This window comes from Streptomyces sp. JK94, from assembly GCF_053613315.1.
Genome location: NZ_JBSICH010000013.1, coordinates 9,696 through 33,766 on the forward strand (window position 1 = coordinate 9,696; position 24,071 = coordinate 33,766).

3 protein-coding genes are annotated in these 24,071 nt (G+C 75.2%); all 3 read left to right on the plus strand.

Going from position 1 to position 24,071, the window contains the following annotated elements; all coding sequences use genetic code 11:
* The first annotated feature begins 2 nt into the window (after positions 1-2).
* Genes ACVV2G_RS13105 through ACVV2G_RS13115 form a run of 3 tightly spaced genes read left to right on the plus strand, consistent with a single transcriptional unit; the run spans position 3 to position 24,063 of the window.
* The gene (locus ACVV2G_RS13105) at positions 3-1,589 is read left to right on the plus strand and encodes an AMP-binding protein (protein ID WP_453842854.1); all 1,587 of its coding nucleotides are present in this window, start codon (positions 3-5) and stop codon (positions 1,587-1,589) included.
* Positions 1,586-22,828, plus strand: coding sequence for an SDR family NAD(P)-dependent oxidoreductase (locus ACVV2G_RS13110; protein WP_453842855.1), 21,243 nt, complete (start codon positions 1,586-1,588; stop codon positions 22,826-22,828). The genes ACVV2G_RS13105 and ACVV2G_RS13110 overlap by 4 nt, the downstream gene beginning before the upstream one ends.
* Complete coding sequence (locus ACVV2G_RS13115) at positions 22,828-24,063, plus strand: hydroxymethylglutaryl-CoA synthase family protein (RefSeq protein WP_453842856.1); 1,236 nt, start codon at positions 22,828-22,830, stop codon at positions 24,061-24,063. The genes ACVV2G_RS13110 and ACVV2G_RS13115 overlap by 1 nt, the downstream gene beginning before the upstream one ends.
* Positions 24,064-24,071 lie beyond the last annotated feature (8 nt).

A 24,071-nucleotide genomic window follows, 5' to 3' on the forward strand; every position in this document is an offset into this window, starting at 1 on the left:
GGATGCTGCACGACTGGTTCGCCGACGGCCTCGCCCAGAACCCCGACGGCCCCGCCTTGCGCATCCTCGACCGCGACTGGACCTACACCGAGGTCGACGCGCTCGCCCGCGCCTGGGCCGACGCCGTCGCCGGGGCCGGTGCCGCCGGTACACCCGTCGCCGTGCTCGCCTCCAAGACCCCCGAGGCGTACATCGGCCTGCTCGCCGCGCTCTACGCCGGCGCCCCGGCCGTGCCGCTCAACCCGGAGAACCCGGTGGCCCGCAACGCCGCCGTGCTGCGCGCCGCGGGCTGCGGTGCCGTGATCGCCGCCCCGGACACGGCGGGACAGGTGGCCCGGCTGCTGGAGTCCGCGCCCGTCCACATCGTCCTGGCCCCGGGCACGGACCGCGCTGCCCTGCCCGCGAAGCTGCCCAGCGCGGTCGGCGGCGCCCGCGTCCTGACGGCGGACGAGCTGGCCGCCCCCGGCGCCGGGGGCGGATGGCGGCCGCCCGCCGGATCCCCCGACGACATCGCCTACCTGCTCTTCACCTCCGGTTCGACCGGCACCCCCAAGGGTGTGCCCGTCAGCCACGGCAACGTCTCCGCGTTCCTCGCCGCCTCGCTGCCCCGGTACGGCGTGCGCCCCGAGGACCGGTTCAGCCAGATCCACGAGACCACCTTCGACCTGGCGATGTGCGACATCTTCCCGGCCTGGGCCGGCGGCGCGTGCGTGTGCGTCCTGTCCCGGCTGCAGGCCCTCGACCCGGCCCGCTGGGTGCGCCGGTACGGCCTGACCGTCTGGCACAGCACCCCCAGCCTCGCCCGCGGCCTGCAGCGCACCGACCGGCTCGCCCCCGGCAGCCTCGCCGGCCTGCGCCAGTCGGTGTTCGCCGGCGAGCCCCTGCTCGTCGACACCGCGCGCTACTGGCAGCGCGCCGCGCCCGGCGGCGTCATCGACAACGTCTACGGTCCCACCGAACTGACCATCGCCTGCACCGCGTTCCGCTGGTACCCCGACCAGGATCTGTCCGACCCGGCGTACGGCGCCACCGTGCCCATCGGCGCTCCGAACGCCGGGATGGCAGCGATGCTCCTGGCGCCGGACGGCTCGCCCGCCGGGGACACCGGCGAACTCGTCATGACCGGGCCCCAGATGTTCCGTGGCTACCTCGACCCGGCCCAGGACACGGACCGGTTCCTGGAGCACGGTGGCCGGCGCTGGTACCGCACCGGCGACCAGGTGCGCGGCACCGTACACGGCTACGTCCACCTCGGCCGCAAGGACGCCCAGGTGAAGGTCAAAGGGTACCGGGTGGAGGTCGGCGAGGTGGAGGCGGCGCTGCGCGACACCGCCGGCACCGACGCCGTCGCGTTCGCGCTTGACGGGTCCGACGGCACCCGGCTCGTCGCCTACCTGCTCGGCGACGCCGAACCCGACACCGCGGACCTGGCCGAACGGCTCGCCGACCGCCTGCCGTCCTACATGCTGCCCCGCCACCTGTGGTGGCTGGCCGACGTACCGCTGAACGCCCATGGGAAGACGGACCGGACCCGGCTGCGCGAGGACGCCGTCCGCCGGCTGGGACACGAGGGGGAAGCCACACCGTGAACGACCCGATCGAGTGTTACCTCGCGCTGCCACACGACGACTTCATCATGCAGAACCACCGCATCCACCAGGTGTCGGTGATGCCGGGCGCGACCTTCCTCGACATCGTGTACCGGGTTCTGCGCGCACAGGGTCTGGACACCGGGCGCGCGGTGCTGCGGGACGTGCTCTTCGCCGAGCCCATCGCCACCGCCCCGGGCCGCGACCTCGCCGTCCGCGTCACCATCGGCGCCCCGGACGCCACCGGCGCCCGCCCCGTGGCGGCGGCCGGCGCGGTCCCGGCTCCGGGCACGGGCCCGGCGGCGGCAGCCTCCGCCGGCCTGCCGTGGCGGCCGCACTTCTCGGCCCGCCTGGAGTTCACCGACGAGCGCCCGCCCCCGCCGATCGACCCGCGCGCCCTGCTCACCCGGGCCGGGCGGAGCCGGGACATGGCCGAGCTGTACCGGCAGGCCCGGGCCGAGGACATCCAGCACGGGCCGCCCATGACGGGTTTCGGCGAACTCCACTTCCTGGACTCCGGCGGCCTGCTGGCCCGCCTCGAACTGGATCCCGGTTCCCGGGACCAGGAGAGCGCCTTCCACCTGCACCCGGCGAAGCTCGACGCCGCCACCCTCGTCACCTTCGGTCACCGACCGCCGCCCGGACCCGACCCGTTCATCCCCGTCCACATCGCGGCCTTCCGCGCCCCGCGCGCGGTGACCGGGCCCTGCTGGGTGCACGTGCCGACGGCCGAGACCCTCGCCCCGTCCGGTGACGTGATGCACAACGACTGCCTGATCTATGACGAACAGGGCCGCTTCGTTGCCCAGTTCACCAAGCTGAGCTGCAAGCGGGTGCGGCACGCCGGACTCATCACCCGGCTGCTGGACGCCCCGGCCGCACCGCCCGAGCAGCCGTCCCGGCCCGCCGCCGGCACCGCGCCGGGCGGCGGTCCCGAGCAGCGGCTCGTTACGCACCTGCGCACCCTGATCGGCGGTCTGCTGGGCCGCGCCCCGGACGCCGTGGACCCCCGGCGGGGCTTCTACGAACTGGGCCTGGACTCGGTCGCGCTGCTCACGCTCAGCGCCGAACTGGAGAAGGCCGTCGACGGCCGCCTCTACCCGACACTGCTCTTCGAGCACTCGGACGCCGCCTCCGTCGCCCACCACTTGGCACAGCAGTACACCGTCACGTTGCCGGACGGGGACCGGGTTGCTGGGGCGGACGAGGTCAGGGCGGCCGAGGTCTCGGACGCGGCCGGGGCGGGAACGCCGCTGCGGCCGACGGCACCTGCGGGACCGGCCGCCGCACCGGCCGTGACATCGGCGTCCGGCTCCCACTCCAGCTTCCACCGCTCCCACTGGGTCCCTCTCGCTGCCACCCCCGCCCCGCGGCCGTCCGGCGTGTTGCTCGTCGTCACCGCCGACCCCGCGCTGGCCGACGCGGTGCGCCGCCGTGCCGCCCCCGGGCGGCGCACGGTGCACGTGCTGCCCGCCCCCGCCTACGAGCGCACCGGCCCCGACACCTGGCGCGTGCCCACCGGCAGCCGCGACGGCTTCGGCCGGCTGCTGGGCGAACTCGCCGCCGAGGACGCCACCCCTGCGGTCCTGGCCGTGTGCCCCGCGCCCGCGCCCGGCCCCGCCGCCGACACCGCCGACGGTTACGACACCGTCTGGGCGCTCGCCGGCGCGCTGGCCGCCCGGCCCGCCGACATCCCCCGCGACCTGCGCTTCCTGTACCGCGCCGAGCACGAGGACGCGGTTCCGCAGCACAGCGCCGTCGGCGCCCTGGCCCGCGGCATCACCGCGGAGAACCCGGCCCTGCGCTGCCGCAGCACGCTCGTCGTCGGTCGGCCGGACGCGGCGGACCTCGCGGACATCCTCCTGGCGGAGGCGGCCGACGCCGGGGAGGACAGGGAGAGCAGGCACCGGGACGGTGAGCGCCACGTGCGCCGCCTCGTCCCGCACCTCCTCGACGGACCGGACGCGCCCGCCCTGCCCCGGGAAGCCGTCTGCCTGGTCACCGGGGGAGCGGGCGGCATCGGCTCGCTCCTCGCCGAGCACCTGGCCGACACCCGCGGGGCCCGCCTGGTGCTGTGCGGGACCCGGGAGGCCGACGCCACGGTCACCGCCCTGCTGGACCGCTGCGCCGCCCGGGGCGGTGAGGCGCACTACGTGCGGGCCGACGTCTCCCGCCCCGAGGACGCCGAGGCCGTCGCCGCCCGCTGCCACGAGCTGTACGGCCGGATCGACGCGGTCTTCCACTGTGCCGGCCGCACCGACGACGCCCTGCACTTCCGCCGGGACCCGGACGGGACCCGTGCCGTGCTCGCCCCGAAGCTGGCCGGCACCCTGCACCTGGACCGGGCCACCGCCGCCGCCGACCCAGCCCTGTTCGTCCTGTTCTCCTCACTGTCCGCGGTCCTGCCCAACACCGGCCAGTGCGCCTACGGCTACGCCAACGCCTTCCTCGACGCCTTCGCCGGCCACCGGGCGGCCGACTCCGCTCGCACCGGCCGCACCCTGTCCCTGGCCTGGCCCTACTGGGCCGAGGGCGGCATGCGCGCCGACGCCGCCGCACTCGCCCGCTCCGCCGCGTCCGGCATGCGGCCCCTGCCCACCCGGACCGCGCTCGACCTGCTGGACCGCTGTCTGGCGGCGGCGGCCCGGCCCGGCACCCCGGCCCGGCTGGTGGCCGTGCACACCGACGGGAACGCGACCGGACCGCTGACGGCCGGCCTCTTCGCCCCGGTGCCGCACCGGGCGGGCACGGACGTGCCGGCCACTGCGCCCGCGCCCACCCACTCCCTCGCGCCGACGCAGGCCCTCGTGGCCGAGCCCGCGTCCACGTACGCCTCCGCCCGCGCACGTGGTGCTCGCACGGCGCCCGAGCCCATCGCCGTCATCGGCGTCGCCGGACGCTACCCCGGCGCCGCCGACCTGAACGCCTTCTGGGCCAACCTGGCCGCCGGCCGGGACTGCGTCACCGAGGTACCGGCCGACCGCTGGGACCACGACGCCCTCTACGACCCCGAGCCCGGCCGGCCCGGCCGCACCTACGGCCGCTGGGGCGGCTTCCTGGCCGGCATGGACCGCTTCGACCCGCTGTTCTTCGGCATCTCCCGCCGCGAGGCCGAGCGGATGGACCCCCAGGAACGGCTGTTCCTGACCATCGCCTGGCAGACCCTGGAGGACGCCGGCCACTCGCCGGACTCCCTCGCCGAGGAGCAGGTCGGCGTCTTCGCCGGCGTCATGTGGAACCACTTCCAGTTCGTGACGGATCCCGACGACGAGACCGCCCCGGTGGCCCTGCACTCCTCCGTCGCCAACCGCGTCTCCTACACCTTCGACTTCCGCGGCCCCAGCATCGCCGTCGACACCGCCTGCTCCTCGTCGCTGACGGCGGTGCAGCTCGCGGTGGAGAGCCTGCGCCGGGGTGAGAGCTCCCTCGCCCTCGCCGGCGGCGTCAACCTCATGCCGCACCCGCAGAAGTACCTCCAGCTCGCCCGCGGACGCTGGCTGTCCCGGGACGGCAGGTGCCGCGCCTTCGGCGAGGGCGGCACCGGTTACGTGCCCGGCGAGGGCGTCGGCGCGGTCCTGCTCAAGCCCCTGGACCAGGCCCTCGCCGACGGCGACCACGTCCGCGCCGTCATCCGCGCCGCCCGCATCAACCACAGCGGCCGCACCGGTGGCTTCACCGTGCCCAGCCCGACCGCGCAGGCCGCCCTCATCGCCGAGGCGGTCCGCGAGTCAGGCGCCGACGTGCGCGCCCTCGGCTACGTCGAGGCCCACGGCACCGGCACCTCGCTCGGCGACCCGATCGAACTGCAGGGCCTGCGCACCGCGCTGGCCGCCTTCACACCCGGGCCGGACCACGTGGCCATCGGGTCGGTGAAGACCAACATCGGCCACCTGGAGAGCGCGGCCGGCATCGCCGGACTCACCAAGGTGCTGCTCCAGTTCCGGCACGGCGCCCTGGCACCCTCGCTGCACGCCGACACGCTCAACCCGCACCTCGACTTCGGGGACGGCCGGGTGGCCGTGCAGCGCGGTGCCGCCCCCTGGCCGCGCCCGTCCGGCGGCCGGCGACTGGCCGGGATCAGCGCTTTCGGCGCGGGCGGCTCCAACGCCCACCTCGTACTGGAGGAGGCCCCGGAGACCCCGGTCCGGCCCGCACCACGCGGCCCCCGGCTGTTCCTTCTGTCCGCCAAGGACGAGGCGGCGCTACGGGAGCGCGCGTCCGCCCTGCTCACCCACCTCACCCCGGCCGCGGAACGGTCGGAGGAGGCCGTAGGGAGTGAGGGGCACGTGGAGAGCGGGGTTGCCGTGCGGAGCGAGGCCGCCGAACGGAGCCAGGACGTCGTGCGGAGCGAGCCCGCGCCGGTACGGTTCCTCGTCGCCAGGCGTCTCGCGGTGCCCGAGACCTCCCTCGGCGGCGGCGAGACCTTCGAGGACCTCGGTCTCGACCCCGCGGGCCGCCTGGCCCTGGCCCACGACCTGGTCGCGCACACCGCCACCGAACAGGCCCTCCCGGCCGCCGCCGAGGAGTTCGCGGCGGCGGTGCACGCCGGGACCACGCTCGACGAGGCCGCCGAGACCTGGGCCGACCTGACCGGGGCGGCCCGCGCGGACGAGGACGGCCTGCCCCGGCCGGACGACCTCGCCCACACACTCCGGGTGGGCCGTACCGCGATGCCGGTCCGGTTCGCGGTCGTCGCCGACGGCCTCCCCGAGCTGCGCGCGGCCCTGGAACGCCTGGTCGAGGGCGCCGAACCAGGACCCCGCACCTACCGGGGGACCGCGTCTTCCGACACCCCTGCACCCGCACACACGACGCCCGGCACCGGGCTCACCCTGGAGGAGCGGGCACGCCGCTGGGTCAGGGGCGACTCCGACGCCGCCGACGGGCCCGAGCCGGACGGTGCGCGTGCCCGCCGGGTGCCTCTGCCCGGCTACCCGTTCCGCGAGGAGAGGTGCTGGCCGGGCGGGTGGACGGGACGGACGGCCACGGACGGGGAGGCCGCACCCCGCGCGGTGCCGGCCCCCGCCGCACCTACTCCGACGGTCTCCTCCCGTGACGACGGCGCCGAACTCGTCGTCCTGGACGGGGGGATCGGCCTGATCCGCATGCACTCGCCCATGTTCACCGATCGGTTGCTGCACGACCTGCGCGAGGCCTTCGACGCGGTCGCCGCGCGCGCGGACGTCAAGGCCGTCGTCGTCACGGGCTCCGGCGGTGTGTTCAGCATGGGCGGCACCGCCGAGGCACTGGAGACCCTGGCCGACGGTGAGGGGCGCTTCACCGACCAGGCTTTCGTGTACGAGGGGCTGCTGCACTGCGACCGGCCCGTCGTCGCCGCGATCGACGGGCACGCCTCCGGCGGCGGTCTGGCCTTCGGGCTCTACGCCGACGTGGTGCTGCTGGCGGAGGAGAGCGTCTACAGCGCCAACTTCGTCGCGTACGGCTTCACCCCCGGCATGGGGGCCACCTATGTCCTGGAGCGCCGGTTCGGGTCGGCCCTCGCGGACGAGATGATGCTCACGGGCAGGCCCCTGACCGGCGCCGAACTGCACCGGCACGGTGCGATGGTGACGGTCCTGCCGTCACGTGAGGTGCTCCCGGCGGCGCTGAACCGCGCCCGCGCGCTCGCCGCCCGGCCGGAGGGCGCCGTACGCCGCCTCAAGCGGGAACTGGCCGACCGGGTCCTGGCCCGGCTGGATGACGTGGTCGGACGTGAGGTCCGGATGCACGAGGAGGTGCTCGGCACCGAGGCCCGCGACCGGGTCAGGGGCCACTTCGCGCGGGTGGAGGCGTTCCGGGAGACCGGGACCGGGAGCGGCACAACGACGGCTTCCGAGCCCGCGCTGCGACGTGAGCCCGAGCCTGAGGTCCGGGACGAGCCCGAGATTCGGGCGGAGTCCGCGGTCCGGCCCGAGCTCGAGGTGCGAGCCGAGCCCGTGTCAGAGGTTCGGGCCGCGTCCCGGATTCGGGCCGAGCCCGTTCCCGAGCCGATACCGGCACCGGCACAGGCACCGGCACCGGAGGCCGTAGCCGGGCCGTCCGAGGCGGAGGTGCGGGCGGGGGTCGTCGCCTCCCTCGCCCAAGTGCTCTACCTGCGGCCGGAGGAGATCGACGACGAGCGGACCTTCGCCGAGATGGGTCTCGACTCGATCGGCGCTGTCGAGGTCGTCCGCGACCTCAACGAACGGCACGGCGCCGGGCTGGAGGCCGTCGCGGTCTACGACCACCCGACCGTGCCCGCGATGACGGCAGCCCTGCTGACGGCTCACCACCGGACGGCGGCCCTGCACCGCGCGGCCCTCGAAACGACGGCACCGGCCGGGACCGACGACCGGAAGACCGTTGCCGCGAAGACAACGGCCACTGACACCCCGCGCACCGCCCCCGAGCCCGCTCCCACCCCCGAGCCGACTCCCACGCTCACCCCTATGACCGCTCCCGCACCTGAACCCACCCCACCCCCCGCCCCGCCCGGCCTCGTGACCCTGCGCCCGGTGCCCCGCCGCGCCCCGGCCGCCGCGACCAAGGCCGCGCCCGGCGAGCAGGAGCAGAACCAGGACTCCGACCCGGCCGACCCTGACCCCGGCCCTGCCGACCCCGACCCGGTCGACCCGCCGGAGGCACCGTCCGTCGACGCCGCCGACATCGCGGTGATCGGCATGTCCGGTCGCTTCCCCGGCGCCGATGATCTCGACGCCTTCTGGGAGAACCTGGAGGCCGGGCGCGTCGAGATCACCGAAGTGCCCCCGGAGCGCTGGGACACGGCCCGCTGGTACGACCCGGACCGGTCCGTCACCGACCGCACCGACAGCAAGTGGGCCGCGCTGGTCAGCGGGGCGGACGAGTTCGATCCGGCGTTCTTCCGGCTCTCGCCGCTGGAGGCGGAGGCGATGGACCCGCAGCAGCGCCTCTTCCTCCAGGAGGCCTGGAAGGCACTGGAGGACGCCGGGCACGGCGCCGGCGGCACCGACCGGCCGACGGAACGCGGCACCCGCGACTGCGGCGTGTTCGTGGGCTGCGGCGCCGGGGACTACACGGACCTCCTGACGGCAGCCGGGCAGGCCGACACCGGGCACGCCTTCCTCGGCTCCTCGCCGTCCGTGCTGGCCGCCCGCATCTCCTACTTCCTCGATCTGACCGGCCCCACCCTGGCCGTCGACACCGCCTGTTCCTCCTCCCTCACCGCCGTCCACCTGGCCTGCGAGAGCCTGCGCCGCGGCGAGTGCCGTACCGCCCTCGCGGGCGGCGTCGCCCTGATGCTCACCCCGCGCCTGCACATCCGGTGCAGCAATGCCGGGATGCTGTCGCCGACCGGCACCAGTGCCCCCTTCGACGCGCGGGCCGACGGCATCGTGCTCGGCGAGGGCGTCGGCGTGGTCGTCCTGAAGCCGCTGGCCCGGGCGGTGGCGGACGGCGACCACATCCACGGCGTCATCAAGGCCACCGGTGTCAACGGCGACGGCCGGACCAACGGCATGACCGCGCCCAGCGCCGCCGCCCAGACCGAACTGCTGCGCCGCGTCCACCGCGCCGCCGGCGTCACCGGTGCGGACGTCGGCTACGTCGAGGCCCACGGCACCGGCACCTCACTCGGCGACCCGATCGAGGTGAAGGCCCTCCAGGACGCGTTCCGCACAGACGACACCGCAGACACCGACGCCGGCACTTCCGCCATCCCCGCCACCCTCGCCGCGCCCACCGTGCTCGGCTCGGTGAAGGCCAACATCGGGCACACCACCATGGCCGCCGGCATCGCGGGCCTGCTCAAGGTCCTGCTGGCGCTGCGGCACCGCCGTATCCCGCCCACGCCGCGCTTCAGCGAGGCCAACCCCGAGATCGACCTCTCACGGGGCCCCTTCCGCGTGCTCACCAGTGCCGACACCTGGCACCCGGGCCCCCGTGGCACCCGCATCGCCACGCTCAGCAGCTTCGGGTTCAGCGGTACCAACGCGCACGCCGTCATCGCCGAGGCACCACCCCGCCGGGCCGCCCCCGCCCCCGAGCCCGCCCGCTCCCGGTTGGTCCCGGTCTCGGCACGCGACGGAGACGCGCTGTCCCGGAGCCTCACCCGGCTCGCCGACGCCCTCGACACCGCGGACGCACCCGCCCTCGCCGACGTCGCCCGCACCCTTGGCACCGGCCGCACCCACTTCCCGGTGCGCGCCGCCTTCGTCGTACGGGACCGGGCCGAACTCGTCCGCGCGCTGCGCACCGCCGCCGCACGCCGCGAGGCGCCGTACGTGCACGCTCCGGCGACCGGCGAGCCCGCGCTCCGGCGCCTCGCCGAGACGTACGCGCACGGCGGGACCGTCGACTGGGCGGCTCTGCACCCGGACGACGGCGCACACCGGGTGCCGTTGCCCACCTACCCCTTCGCCCGGGACCGGTACTGTGTGTCCGGCGCCCGGCCGGAGAGCGGCACATCCCGCCGCTCCGAGGAGGCCCCCGGCACGCTGACCCAGTCCCTCGACCCGCGCGACCGCGTCGTGGCCGACCACCGGCTCGGCGGGCGCGCCGTGCTGCCCGGGGTCGCCGGCCTCTCGCTCGCCGTGCGCTCCGCCGCCCGGCACGGGATCACCGGTGCCGTCCGCGTCTCCCAGGTGCAGTGGCTGCGCCCGGTGGCGGTGGACGCCGCCCGTGACGTCCGGGTCACGACGCGGGAGTACCCGGCGGGCGGGCTGACCTTCGAGCTGACGGCCGACGGCGACGGCGGACAGGATACGACCTGCGCCCGGGGCCGCATACAGCCGCTCACCGGCGAGGACGGCGCTGACGACCCGCTCTCCGTCGAAGCGGTGCGCGACCGCTGCCCCACCTGGCACCCGGGGCAGGACCTGTACGCCGCCTTCGCCGCCGGAGGCCTCGCCTACGGGCCCGCCTACCAGGCGTTGGAGGGCGTCTGGGCGGGCGCCGACGAGGCGCTCGGGGTGCTGCGCGTCCCGGACGCGCCGGTGGGTGAGGAGGCGTCCTGGCCGCTCGGTCCGGCCGTGCTGGACTCGGCCCTGCAGACACTCACCGTGCTGGCCCGCGATCCCGGCGACGCCCCCCTCGTCCCCTTCGCGCTGCGGGCGCTGGAGGTGCGGGGCCCGCTGCCGCGGCACGGCCACGTGCACGCGACCCGGGACGGCGCCGCGTTCACGGTGCGTGTGACGGACCCCGAGGGCCGCGTCCGCGCCACCTTCGAGGGCGTGGCGCTCCGGCCGCTGCCGGTCGCGGCGGAGGACGGGCCCGGCCAGGCGTCCGAACGGTCCCAGACCGTCGTCCTCGTCCCGCGGCTGCGCGAGGCCGGTCCCCTGGACCGGGCGACGCCCCCGGACGGGGGGCCGACCTGGCTGTTCCACACGCCCGCCGCCCGGTCCCTGGCCGAGGCCCTCGCGGGCGCGGGGCGGCAGATGACCGCGGTCGCCCTCCCGGCCGCCGACGCCACCGCGTCCCTCGAGGTGCCCGACGGCGTGCCCGACACGGTCTACTGGCTCGCCCTGCACGATCCCGCCGGACCCGCTCCCGGGCCGGGCCCGGACCCGGCGACCCTGGGCCTGTTCCGCCTGCTGAAGATCCTGCTCGCCCGAGGGGCCGGCAGTCGGCGGCTCACCCTGAAGGTGGCGCTGTCCGGTGCCGTCGCCGACGAGGAACGGGGCCCCGTCCAGCCGCACAGCGCCGGTCTGATCGGTCTGACGCGGTCGGCCGCCGCCGAGTACCCCAAGTGGCGTGCGGGCTGCGTCGACCTGCCTCCGCACGGGTCCGCGCCGGCCGAGTGGGCGGACCTCCTGTCGGCCGAGCCCTGCGCGGAACCCCTCATCGTCCTGCGTGGCGCCCGCCGGTTGGTGCGCGGCCTGGTCCCGGCACCGGCACCGCAGGCGGCCGACGGGGGGGAGGCGTTCCGCGAGGGCGGTACGTACATCCTGATCGGCGGCACGGGCGGCATCGGCACGGCGCTGGCCCGCCACCTGGCCCGGGCCCACCGTGCCCGTCTGGTGCTGGTCGGCCGTCGTCCGCAGGACGACTCCGTGCGGGCGGTGCTCGCCGAACTCGATGCACTGGGCGGGTCGGCGGCGTACGTGCGCGGCGACGTGGCCGATCCGGCCGATGTGCGGCGGATCGTCGCCGAGGCGCGGGACCGGGCGGGCCGTGTCGACGGCGTCTTCCACAGCGCGCTGGTGCTGCGCGACCGCACGCTGGGCGCGATGGACGAGGCCACCTTCCTGGACACCCTGGCCGCGAAGACGAGCGGCCTGACGGCGCTGGCGGACGCGCTCGCGGACGAGCCGCCCGGTTTCCTGGTCTGCTTCTCCTCGGCGATCTCCTTCGCCGACGCCCCGGGACAGGCCAACTACGCGGCGGCCAGCACCTTCGAGGACGCCTTCGCCGGATACCTGCGGGAGCGGTCCTTCCCCGCCTCCGTGGTCAACTGGGGCTTCTGGGGCAGTGTCGGCGTGGTCGCGCAGGAGCGGCGCGTCGAGCGGTTCGCCGGGTTGGGCATCGGCTCCCTGGAGCCCGCCGAGGGCATCGACGCGCTCACACACGTTCTCGGGACGGGGCTCGTCCAGGCCGTCGTCGTGAAGGGCACCCCCCGCGGACTCGCCCTCCTGGGCACCGGACCGGACGACGCCGTCGACCTCAGCTACGGACCGGACGTCCTCACGGACCCCGGGACCGGGCCGGACGACACCGCGGACCCCCTGACCCGGGCCCGGGCCGGGTTCGCCGGGCTGGAGCGGGTCGCGGCGACCCTGCTGAGGGCCCGGCTGACCGGAACGGACGGGGACCCCGGCACCGCCCTGGCACGGTGGACCGGCCGGCACCCCGGGGGCAGCGCCGGTGCGCGGCTGCTCGGGGCCGTGGCGGACCTGCTGCAGCGACCCGGAGCCGACAGCCTCCCGGCGGCGGAACTGGTCGCCCGCCAGCCGGCCATGCGCCCGCACGTCACCCTGCTGCAACGCTGTGTCGAAGCCCTGCCCGAGGTGCTCGACGGCACCCGGGCCCCCACGGACGTACTCTTCCCGGGCGGCTCCGTGGACCTGGTCGAAGCCGTCTACCGGGGCCAGCCGCTCTCCGACCACCACCACCGGCTCATGGCGGCGGAGACCGTCGCCGCGCTGAGGCGCCACCGGCCGGCCGACGGCACTTCCCGTCCGCTGCGGATCCTGGAGGTCGGTGCGGGCACGGGGGCGGGGACGGCCTTCGTCCTCGACGCCCTCGATGCCTTCGACGAGGCCCTGCGCGACCCGGACGGCGCCCCGCCGGTGACGTACACCTACACGGACGTCTCGCCCGCCTTCCTCGCGCACGGCGAGCGGCAGTTCGGGCCCGGCCGCCCCTACCTGTCCTTCCGGACCCTCGACATCGAGCGTCCGCCCGCGGCTCAGGACGTCCCCCCGCACGGCTACGACCTGGTCCTCGCCACCAACGTGCTGCACGCCACGGCCGACATCGGACGGACCCTGGCACACGTCCGGGAGCTGCTGGCACCCGGCGGCACCCTGCTGGTGAACGAGGTCACGCGGACCTCCGACTTCCTCACCCTCACCTTCGGGCTGACTCCCGGCTGGTGGGCGTTCCGGGACACGGAGCACAGGCTCCCGCACTCGCCCCTGCTGGGACCGGACCAGTGGCACCGGGCGCTGACCGCGACCGGCTTCGGACCGGTCCGGACCCTGGGCGTGCCGGGCACCTCCGTCGAACACCTGGACCAGTGCGTGTTCGTGGCCGGAGCGGCGCCCGAGACCGCCGCACCCGACGACGCCCATGTCCGTGCCCATGTCCGCTCCTATGTGCGCGGCGTCTTCGCCGAGGTGCTGAAGTTCGACCCCGGCGCGTTCGCGGACGACGTCACCTTCGAGAACTACGGAGTCGACTCACTGGTCAGCCTGCGCATCATCAGCCGCTTCGAGGAGGACTTCGGGGACCTCCCCGCGACCCTCCTCTTCGAGAGGCTGACGATCGCGCGACTCGCCGATCACTTCATGGACGAACACGGGACGACCGTCGCCGAGCTGCTGGCCTCCGAGCCGCTCACCCCCGAGGCGGCGACCACCAGAACCCCGCTCCCCGAGCTGCCGTCCTCCGCACCGGCCTCGTCCTGCGACATCGCCGTAATCGGGGTCAGTGGACGCTACCCGGGCGCGCCCGACCTGGACACGTTCTGGCACAACCTCGCCTCGGGCACCGCCTCCTTCACCGAGGTGCCGACCGAACGGTGGGACTGGCGGCCCACGTTTGACGTCCGGCGCGGCACACCGCAGCGCACCTACAGCCGCTGGGGTGCCTTCCTGGACGGCATCGACCGGTTCGACCCCGCCTTCTTCGGCATCCTGGGCCGCGACGCCGCACACATCGACCCGCAGGAACGGCTGTTCCTGGAGACGGCCTGGAACCTGCTGGAGGAGAGCGGCCACCTCGGTCCGGACACCCACGAGCCGAACACCGGCGTCTTCGTCGGGGTCATGTACGGCACCTACGGGCAGCTCGCGGCCACCGGCTGGCCCCAGGGCCGGCTGTCGGGCGCGCACTCGGCGCACTGGTCGGTCGCCAACCGGGTGTCGTACTTCTTCGACTTCCAGGGTCCCAGCCTCGCCGTGGACAGCGCCTGCTCGTCCTCGCTCACCGCCGTCCACCTGGCCTGCGAGAGCCTGCGGCGCGGTGAGTGCCGTACCGCCGTGGCGGGCGGGGTGAGCCTGATCCTGCACCCGGCCCACCATGTGTCGCTGAGCGCCCTCAACATGCTGTCCGCCGACGACCGGTGCAAGGTGTTCGACGCCGGCGCCGACGGGTTCGTGCCCGGCGAGGGCGTCGGCGCCGTCCTGCTCAAGCCGCTCGACCGCGCCGTCGCCGACGGCGACCGGATCTGGGCGGTGATCAAGGGCGGGGCGATGAACGCCGGCGGCAAGACCGGCGGTTACACCGTGCCCAACCCCAACGCGCAGGCCGCCCTGGTTCGCCGCGTCCTGGAGGGCACCGGCGTGCCGCCCGAGACCGTGTCGTACGTCGAGTGCCACGGCACCGGCACCGCCCTCGGCGACCCGATCGAGATCGCGGCGCTCGGCAAGGCGCTCGGCGGGGCGGGCCGCGCGGCCCCCTGCGCGGTGGGCTCGGTCAAGTCCAACATCGGGCACCTCGAAGGCGCGGCGGGCATCGCCGGACTGACCAAGCTGCTGCTCCAGTTGCGGCACCGCCGGCTCGCGCCCGCCGCCGGCCTCACCACCCTCAACCCCAGAATCGACTTCGAAGCGGCGGCCCTGGAGCCGGTCCGAACGCTCACCGACTGGCCCGCCGCGCCCGACGGCACTCCTCGCCGGGCCGGCGTCAGCTCCTTCGGCGCGGGCGGCGCCAACACACACCTGGTGCTGGAGGAGTACGTCCAGCCGGACGGGACCGTCCCGGAGGATCCCGGACCGCAGGTCTTCCTGCTGTCAGCGCGGTCCGCCGAGCGCCTCCGGGTCTACGCCCGCCGCGTGGCCGACCACCTCGCGGCCCCGGACGGTGCCGGGACCGCCCTCGCCGCGCTCGCCCGGACCAGCCAGACCGGCCGCCGCCACTTCCCGGACCGGCTGGCGGTGGTCTGCGCCGACACCGACCGGCTCGCCGTCCTGCTGCGCTCCTACGCCGACACCGGCCGCGCCGAGGCCCCCGGCCTCGTCGTCGGCAGGGCCGCCCCCGGCCGGGGCGAGCGGCGGCACGGTCCCGGCTCCGCCCTGCTGCGCGACGCCCGCTCCATCGATCCGGCACCAGCCCTCGCCCAGCTCGGCAGGCGCTGGGTCAGCGGCGACGACGTCGACTGGGCCGTGCTGTGGGAGGGGCACGCGGCCGGGCGGGTGCCGTATCCGACGTATCCCTTCGACCGGACGCGGCACTGGCTGGAGACGGGGGTGGAGGACCCGACGCTGGGCGGCCCCGCCGCGTGGCTGCCGGCCGTTCAGGAGGAAGTGGTGAATGCGCCCGAGCCCATGACCGCGGAGGGCAGCCTGCACCGCCTCGCCCCCACCCTGGAAGCGTGCCCCCTGGACACGTCCGGCCCGGCCGATCCGCCCCGCCGGGTGCTGCTGCTCGGGCCGGACTCTCTGGTGCGCCGCGCGCTGGCCGAGGAGTTCGCCCGCAGGGGCGTCGAGTGCCAGGCGGTGAGCGCGGCCGACGCCGTGCCGGTCACCCCCGACGGCCTGCGCCGGTTCGTGGCCGGGCTCGCCGACCGAGCACCGCTGCCCGACGCGCTCGTGCTGGCGTGCCCGCCGGCGGCCGGACCGCCCGGGCCGGACACCGTCGCCGACGACCTCGACGCCGGACCGCACCTGCTCCTCTGGACGGCGGCGGCCCTGCTCGCCCGCGACCGGCGGGTCCGGCTGCGCACGGCCGTGGCGCACGGGCCCACCGGCCGGCAGCCGCAGTTCTCCGCGACCGGCGCCCTGCTCAAGTCGCTCGCGCTGGAGCACAGCGGCAGCACCGCGGTCACCCTCGCCTTCGAGGCGTACGACGACGCGGCGGCCGACTCCGCCACGGCGGCCCGGATCGCCGGAGCCGTCGCCGACGAACTGGCACGCTCCGGCCCCGGCGTCACCGAGACCGTCCACGACCGCGACGGACGACGCCATCACCGTCGGCTCACCGAGCGGTCCGTACCGCCCGGTACCCCGGACACACCTCTGCCCGTCCGCGCCGGCGGCACCTACCTCGTCACCGGCGGTGCGGGCGCCATCGGCCGGATCCTCGGCGGGTTCCTCGCCGACGCCCAGCCGGTCAACCTGGTGCTCGCCGGACGCTCACCGCTCGACGGCGACGTCGAGCGGCGCACGGCGGAACTGTGGCGCGGCGGCAGCACCGTCTGGTACCGGCCGACCGACCTCGCCTCGGCTGCGGACGTCACCACCCTGATCGCCGACATCCGCTCCCGCTACGGCACGCTGAACGGCATCGTGCACGCGGCCGGGGTGCACCGCGACGCCCGCGCCGTACTCAAGACCGCCGCCGAGGCGGCCGAGGTGCTCGGCCCCAAGGTCACCGGCACGGTCCTGCTGGACCACGCCACCCGCGACGACGACCTCGACTTCTTCGTCCTGTGCGCCTCCCTGGTGGGGGAGACCGGCAACCTCGGGCAGACCGACTACGCCTACGCCAACGCCTTCCAGCTCGACTTCGCCGAGGCCCGGGAGCGGCTGCGCGCCCGCGGCGAGCGCCCGGGACACACCGTGGCGATCGGCTGGCCCCTGTGGGAGGACGGCGGCATGGCCGTCGACGAGGCCACCCGCAGACTCTTCGCCCAGCTCTGGTCGATGGCACCGCTGCGCACCGAGACCGGACTCACGGTCTTCCGCGCCGCCCTGACCGGCACCGAGCCGCGCTGGCTGCCGGTGGAACGGACTCCGGCAACTGCCACACCCACACCCACACCCACGACGGCTCCGGTCGAGCACTCGGACACGGACACCGATGCCCTGAGCGCGGCAGTGCGGCACCGACTGCGCGTCTTCACCGCGGAGTTCCTGATGGTCGACCCGGACGAGGTGGATACCGCCACCGAGCTGATGGACCTCGGCTTCGACTCGATCTCGCTGAGCGAGCTGACCGTCCGCGTCAACGACCACTACGGACTGGAACTGTTGCCGACCGTCCTCTTCGAGCACCCGACGCTGGACGCCGTGGCCGGGTACCTGAGCGGCGAGCATCCGGCGGCGACGGGTGCGGTGCACACGGCGCCTACGGCATCGACGGCACCTCGGGACGCGGCGGTCGTGCGCGCCCCGGAGGTCGTCGCTCCTGAGCCCGTCGCCCCGCCGTCGGATCCCGCCCCCCGTCGCCAGGACGTGGCCGTGATCGGCATGGCGGGGCGGCTTCCCGGCTCCCCGGACCTGGACGCCTTCTGGCGGCATCTCAGTGCCGGTGACGACTTGGTCGGCCCCGTGCCCCCGGACCGTGCCGACCTGCTGGCCGACCCCGTCACGGCGGACCTGCGCGGGGGGTTCCTCGCGGACGTGGCCGACTTCGACGCCGCGTTCTTCCGGATCTCCCCGGCCGAGGCCCGGCTGATGGACCCGCAGCACCGGCTGTTCCTGGAGACGGTCTGGCGCACCTTCGAGGACGCCGGGTACCGGCCGGAGGACCGCGCGGGCACCTCGACCGGTGTCTTCGTGGGCATGGCCACCTCGGACTACGGCGAGCTGATCACCCGGTCCGGCGCGGACACCGAGGCCCACATGGCCACCGGAGTCGCCCGCTCGCTGGTCGCCAACCGCGTCTCCCACCTGCTCGACCTGCGTGGACCCAGCGAGACCGTCGACACGGCCTGCTCCAGCTCCCTGGTCGCCCTGCACCGCGCGGTCGGCGCCGTGGCCGACGGCGAGTGCGACGAGGCGATCGTGGGCGGCGTCAGTCTGGCGCTGAGCCCGGGCCTGTTCCGGGTGTTCGACCAGTCCGGCATGCTCAGTCCCACCGGACGCTGCCGCACCTTCGACAAGGAGGCCGACGGGTACGTACGGGGTGAGGGGGTCGGCGCGGTCCTGCTGAAGCCGCTGGAGCGGGCCGAGGCCGACGGCGACCGGATCCTCGCCGTCGTCCGGGGCAGCGCCGTCAACCACTGCGGCCGGTCGCCCTCGCTGACCGCCCCCAACCCGCGTGCCCAGGCCGACGTCGTGGTCCGCGCCCACCGCGTCGCCGACGTCTCCCCGGCCACCGTCACCTACGTAGAGACCCACGGCACCGGCACCCGGCTCGGCGACCCGATCGAGGCCGAGGGCCTCAAGGACGCCTTCGCCCGCCGGTACGACGACACGGGAGACCCCGTGCCCGCCGAGCCGCACGTCACCCTCGGCTCGGTGAAGACGAACATCGGCCACCTGGAGGCGGCGGCCGGGATCGCCGGACTGCTCAAGGTGCTGCTGGCCCTGCGGCACCGCACCCTGCCCGCCCATCTGCACATGCGCGAGGCGAACCCCTACCTCCGGCTGGCTGGCACCCCGTTCCGCATCGGCACCACGACCACGCCGTGGGAGGGCGCCAAGGACGAGCACGGCCGTCCCCGCTGGCGGGCCGGGATCAGCTCGTTCGGCTTCGGCGGCACGAACGCCCATGTCGTACTGGAGGCCTGGACGCCGCCCGAGGACGCAACCCGGCCGGACGTCCGCGCCGTGCCGAGGGCTGAGTTCCAGCCGCGCCGCCACTGGTTCACCGCCCCGACCGCACCCCGGCCAGCGAAGACGGAGCCCCCCGTGCCACACCCCGACCAGGCACCCACGGTCACAGACATGACCCCCGCACCCACCACACGTCCGCAGGTCCGGCTGCAACCCCTCGACGCCCCCGCAGCAGCCACGCCGAGCGGGGCCGCTCCCGCCCGCGCCGCGGCGAAGCCGGACACCGCACCTCCGGCGGCGACATCCCCGACGCCCGCGCCCCCGGCCGAAGAGACCAGCCCCTCCGCGACCGGCATCCGCGCCACCGTACGCACCCTGATCGCCGACGTGCTGGGCCTGCCCGCCGCCGACTTCGCCGACGACACGCCCTTCGCCGACCTCGGCCTGGACTCCATCTTCCGGATGGACGTGGCCCGCGCCCTGAACGACAAGCACGGCCTCGACCTCCAGGGCGCCGAGCTGTATGAGCACGACACCATCGCCGCGCTCGCGGACCACGTACAGACAGCCCTCAGGACGGGCACGGCCCGGCCGGCCCCGCGCGAGCTCCCGCCGTCGCCCGCACCGACCGACCGCGACGACGTCCGCGACGACGCCCGTGCTGCCCTGCGCCAGGTGCTGGAACACGTCCTCGGCCGCTCCTTCGAGCCGGCGGTCACCTTCGAGGACAACGGCTTCACCTCCTTCGACATGCTCCGCGGTGTCAGCGCCCTGGAGACCGGCCTCGGCGCCCTGCCCAAGGCCCTGCTCTTCGAACGGCCCACATTGGACCAGCTCACGGACTTCCTCTGCGAGACCCACGGGGAGCGGACCGTCGCACGGGTCCGGCCCCCGGCGCAGCAGCACACCCCGGCTCCCGCCCCCGCCACCCGGGCCAGACTGCTCACCCGGACCGAGGCCGCCACCGACCTCGAACTCGGCGCAGTTCTGGCCGAGTTGGAGCGGCGGCACGGCAAGGAGAGCGGGCTCGGCGGCCGGGACATCGCCCCGCACCTCTTCGTCGGCGCCGACCGCCGCGGCTTCTTCGCCTTGTCGCAGCGGGACGGGGCCATGCTGGTGTGGAACTACACCGGCCCCGAGGACCACTTCACCGAACTGGCCGCCGAGTTCTTCGACTACGCCCGGCACACCGGCCTGCGGCCCAACCTGCTCTCCTTGGTGCGGCTGGCGGAAGTGGGCGGGGATCCCGTCACCGCGACCCCGCTCGGGGCGCTTCAGCGCATCGAGGACCTCGGTTCCTTCAAGCTGTCCGGCGGCCGGATGAGCCGGCTGCGGTACATGGTCAAGCGGTTCGAGAAGGCCGGCGCCTGCCGTACGGCCGAGTACCGCAGCGGCGACGACCCGGCCGTGGACGCGGAGCTGGCGGCACTCGTGGACGGCTGGGCGGCGACCAAGCAAATGGTCAACCCCTATGTGCGGCGGGTGCGGGGGGAACTGGCCAGCGGCAAGCTCGACGAGCGGCACCGGCTGTTCCTGACGTACCTGGACGACACCCTGGTGAACGCCGTCGTGGTCACCCGGATCCCGTCCGAGAACGGTTACCTCCTCGACGTCGAGTTCTACCCCGACGGCATGCCGCTCGGCGGGCTGGAGTTCGCGCTCGTGCGGATCCTGGAGCGGCTGCGCGAGGAGGGCTGCGAGGTCTTCAGCTTCGGCGCCAGCTTCGGCGGCGAGATGGGCACCTCGCCCAATGCGTCCGACACCGCCGTACGTGCCCTGGCCGAGTTGCGCGACGCCGGGGTCTTCGGCGGCGGCAACTACCAGTTCAAGAACAAGTTCCGGCCCGAGAACCGGACGCTGTACCTGGTGCAACCAGAGGGGGAGCAGGCCAGCGAGGTCAACGACGTCATCCTGATGATCGCGGACCCGGCGACACCTACGACCGCCGACGCCCCCACGACCGTCGATACCCCCACGACCATCAACACCCCCGCACCGAAGCAGTCCGATCCGCAGGAGCCCGCCCCGAACGAGCCCGCCCCCGACCGCGCGCCCCGCCTGGCCCAGCTCGCCGCGCACGGCCACAACCCCGTCCGGCTGCCGCACCTGACGGTCGAGCTGGACCTGATCACGGACTCCTGGGCCGACCGCGCCGACCCCTGGCAGCGGGAGCGGACCCGGGCCCTGACCGAACTGGCCGACGCGGCCGGGATCACGGGGGAGGAGCCGCCGGCCCCGCCCTGGCTGCCGTTCACCCACCGGTTCCTCGCGGCGTCCGGCCGCTCCGCCGAGGAACGGCTGTGCCGGGCCTGGCCGGGGCCGCGCGGCCGGGTCCTGCACGCCTCGGCCTTCCCGACCTGGCTCGGGGCGCTGGCGGAGCACGGGTTCGACCCCTCGCTCGCGCTGCCCGTCGTCGGCGAGGGCCCCTTCCCGGCGGATCTCCGGCTCACCGCGCTGGAGGAGGCACTGGACCGGTATGCCAACGACGTGTCCTTCGTCCTGGTGGAGGCCGCCACCAACGCCCACGGCGGCGCCCCGCTCTCCCTGGAGAACCTGCGCGGCGTCGCGGAGCGCACGCGGGCCAGGGGTGTGCCGCTGCTGCTGGACGCCACCCGACTGCTGGAGAACGCGCTGCTGGTCGCCGCCGCCGGCCCGGGCGGCCCGGCCCGGGACCCGTGGGAGGTGGCCCGGGAGATGCTGGGCCTTGCCCGGGCGGTGACGTTCAGCCTCTCCAAGGACTTCGGTGTCGACGGCGGCGGCCTGATCGCCACCAGCGACGAGCGGCTGGCCGAGCGGCTCACCGAGCGGACCCTGGAACGCGGCCGGGAACCGGGCCTGTCCGCGCGGCGGCTGCTCTCCGCCGCCCTGCTGGACCAGGAGTCCACCACACGGCTGGTGACCGAGCGGGTGGCGAACGTGGCGGCGTTCCGGCAGCGCCTGGAGCTGGGCGGGGTGCCCCTGGTGCCCGGGCCCTCCGCGCACTGCGTGCTGATCGACGTCGACCGGGCGGCCGGCGGCACGCTCCGCCACCCCGTCGCCTCTTACCTGGCCGGCGGCTACGTGGCCACCGGCGTGCGCGGCGGCCCGCACCTCACCCCCGCCACCCGTCTCACCGACGGCTCCACGCTCCCCGAGCGGCACCTGATCCGGCTCGCCGTCCCGCTGGGCATGGACCGGGATACGCTGGAGCGGGCCGCCGACCGGCTCGCGGCGTTCGTCGCCGACCCGGCGCCGGTGCCGGACCTCACGGAGGTCCCCGGTACCCAGGGACCCGCCGCGCTGCGCTCCTACCACCCGACGGACGCGCTGCCCGCCGACATCCGCGAGGCCTTCGAGACGGGCTCCGCGCCCGCCGCCCCGGCGTCCGAGAACCACGCCGTGCTCACGGAGCGGGCTCCCGGGACGCGGCGGCACCTGCTGCCGATGCCGGGCGGCACGGTGGAGGTGTTCGACTGCGGCAGCGGCCCGGCCGTGCTCATGCTGCCGCCGTTCAACATCGGTGGCGGGGTCTTCGCCGACCAGGTGGCCGGCCTGGCGGACCGGCACCGGACACTCGTCGTGCACCACCCTGGCGTCGGCGCCACCACCAGCGCGGACGACATCTCGCTGCCCGGCATCGCCGACCTGTACCGCGACGTCCTGGACCGGCTCGGCGTGACCGGCCCGGTGCACGTGGTGGGCACCTCCTTCGGCGGCCTCCTCGCGCAGAGCTTCGTCCTCGCCCACCCCGGCCGCGCCCGGTCGCTGACGCTGGTGTGCAGCTCCTACCGGTACGCCAACCGGGTGGGCGAAATGAACCTGTTGGCGGACCTGGTCGCCGAGGACCTGGACCGGATCGCCGCCGCCGGGGGAGAGGACGTGGCGCGGCACCGCGACGCGTACACGGCACGGCTGCTGCGCTGCGAGAGCATGGCCCCGCACATCGGACTGCGCTACCTGGACGTCTTCGCCCAGCAGCCCGACCTGCTGGGGCGGCTCGCCGACATCGCCGTGCCCACCCTCGTCGTGGCCGGCGGCGTCGACGCCGTCGTACCGCGCAAGACCTCGCACCTGATGCACGGAGCCATCCCCGACGCCCGCTACCTCGAACTGCCGCTGGCCGGGCACTTCCCGACCGTCACCGACCCCGACGGGGTGACCGCCGCCCTGGCCGCCTTCCTGGCCGCAGCGGGGGAGGCGTGATGACCGGGTACGGCATCGAGGCCCTGGACGTGTACGCGGGCAGCGCCGCCGTCAGCGCCCGCGCCGTGTTCGACGGGCGCGGCCTCGACCCGCGCCGCTTCGACAACGTCGCCGCCGACCGGCGCTCCGTGGCTCTGCCCTTCGAGGACCCCGTCACCCACGCCGTCAACGCCGCCCGCCCCCTGCTGGCCCGGCTGGCGCCGGCCGACCGCGACCGGATCGAACTCCTCGTCACCACCAGCGAGTCCGGGCTCGACTACAGCAAGTCCATTGCCTCCTACGTGCACGAACACCTCGCTCTGCCGCCGACCTGCCGCCTGCTGGAAATGAAGCAGGCCTGCTACGCGGCGACCGCCGCGCTGCAACTCGCCGTCGGCTACCTGGCCGCCGGTCTCTCACCCGGCGCGAAGGTGCTCATCGTCGCCACCGACATGTCCCTCGCCGACGAGCGCGCCCAGTACGCCGAGCCGGTCACCGGCACCGGGGCCGTGGCGCTGCTCGTCGGCGACCGGCCCCGGGTCCTCACCGCCGACCTGGGCGCGTTCGGCGTGCACAGCTTCGAGACCCTGGACTCCGCCCGGCCGGGGCCCGACCTCGACATCGCCGACGCCGACCGGTCGCTCATGGCCTACCTGGAGTGCTTCTCGCGCAGCTTCGCCGACTACCGCTCCCGCGTGGCGGACGCCGACTTCGCGACCACCTTCGACCTGCTCGCCCTGCACACCCCGTTCTCCGGCATGGTCCGGGCCGCGCACCGCAGGCTGCTGCGCGAGCTGTACCGCAGCCCCGCCGACGCCGTGGCCGAGGACTTCGAACGCCGCGTCGCCCCGTCCCTCGTCCACCCCGGCCAGACCGGCAACCTGTTCTCCGGCTCGCTCTACCTGGCCCTGGCCAGCGCGCTGGACCACACCCGGCTCGACGGCCCGGCCCGCGTCGGGCTGTTCTCCTACGGCTCCGGCTGTTCCTCGGAGTTCTTCAGCGGCGTGGTCGGCCCCGAGTCGACCGCCGCCGTCGCCGAGGCCCGCATCGGGCCCCGGCTGCGGGCCCGCGCCGACCTCGACTTCGCCGAGTACACCGCGCTGCTCGCGGAAAACGCCGCCTGCCTGCGCCCCGCCCCGCACCGTGACGTCGACCCCGGCCGCTACGCCGCCCTGCTGCGCCGGGCCGCGGACCGCCCCGAGCTGCTCGCCCTGACCGGCGTGCGCGACCACCACCGCCAGTACGCCTGGATCTGACCAAACGG

What these genes read in the sequence shown, in the direction of transcription:
- ACVV2G_RS13105 (WP_453842854.1), top strand. Translation starts at nt 3, where the DNA reads ATGCTGCACGACTGGTTCGCCGACGGCCTCGCCCAGAACCCCGACGGC.
- ACVV2G_RS13115 (WP_453842856.1), top strand. Translation starts at nt 22,828, where the DNA reads ATGACCGGGTACGGCATCGAGGCCCTGGACGTGTACGCGGGCAGCGCC.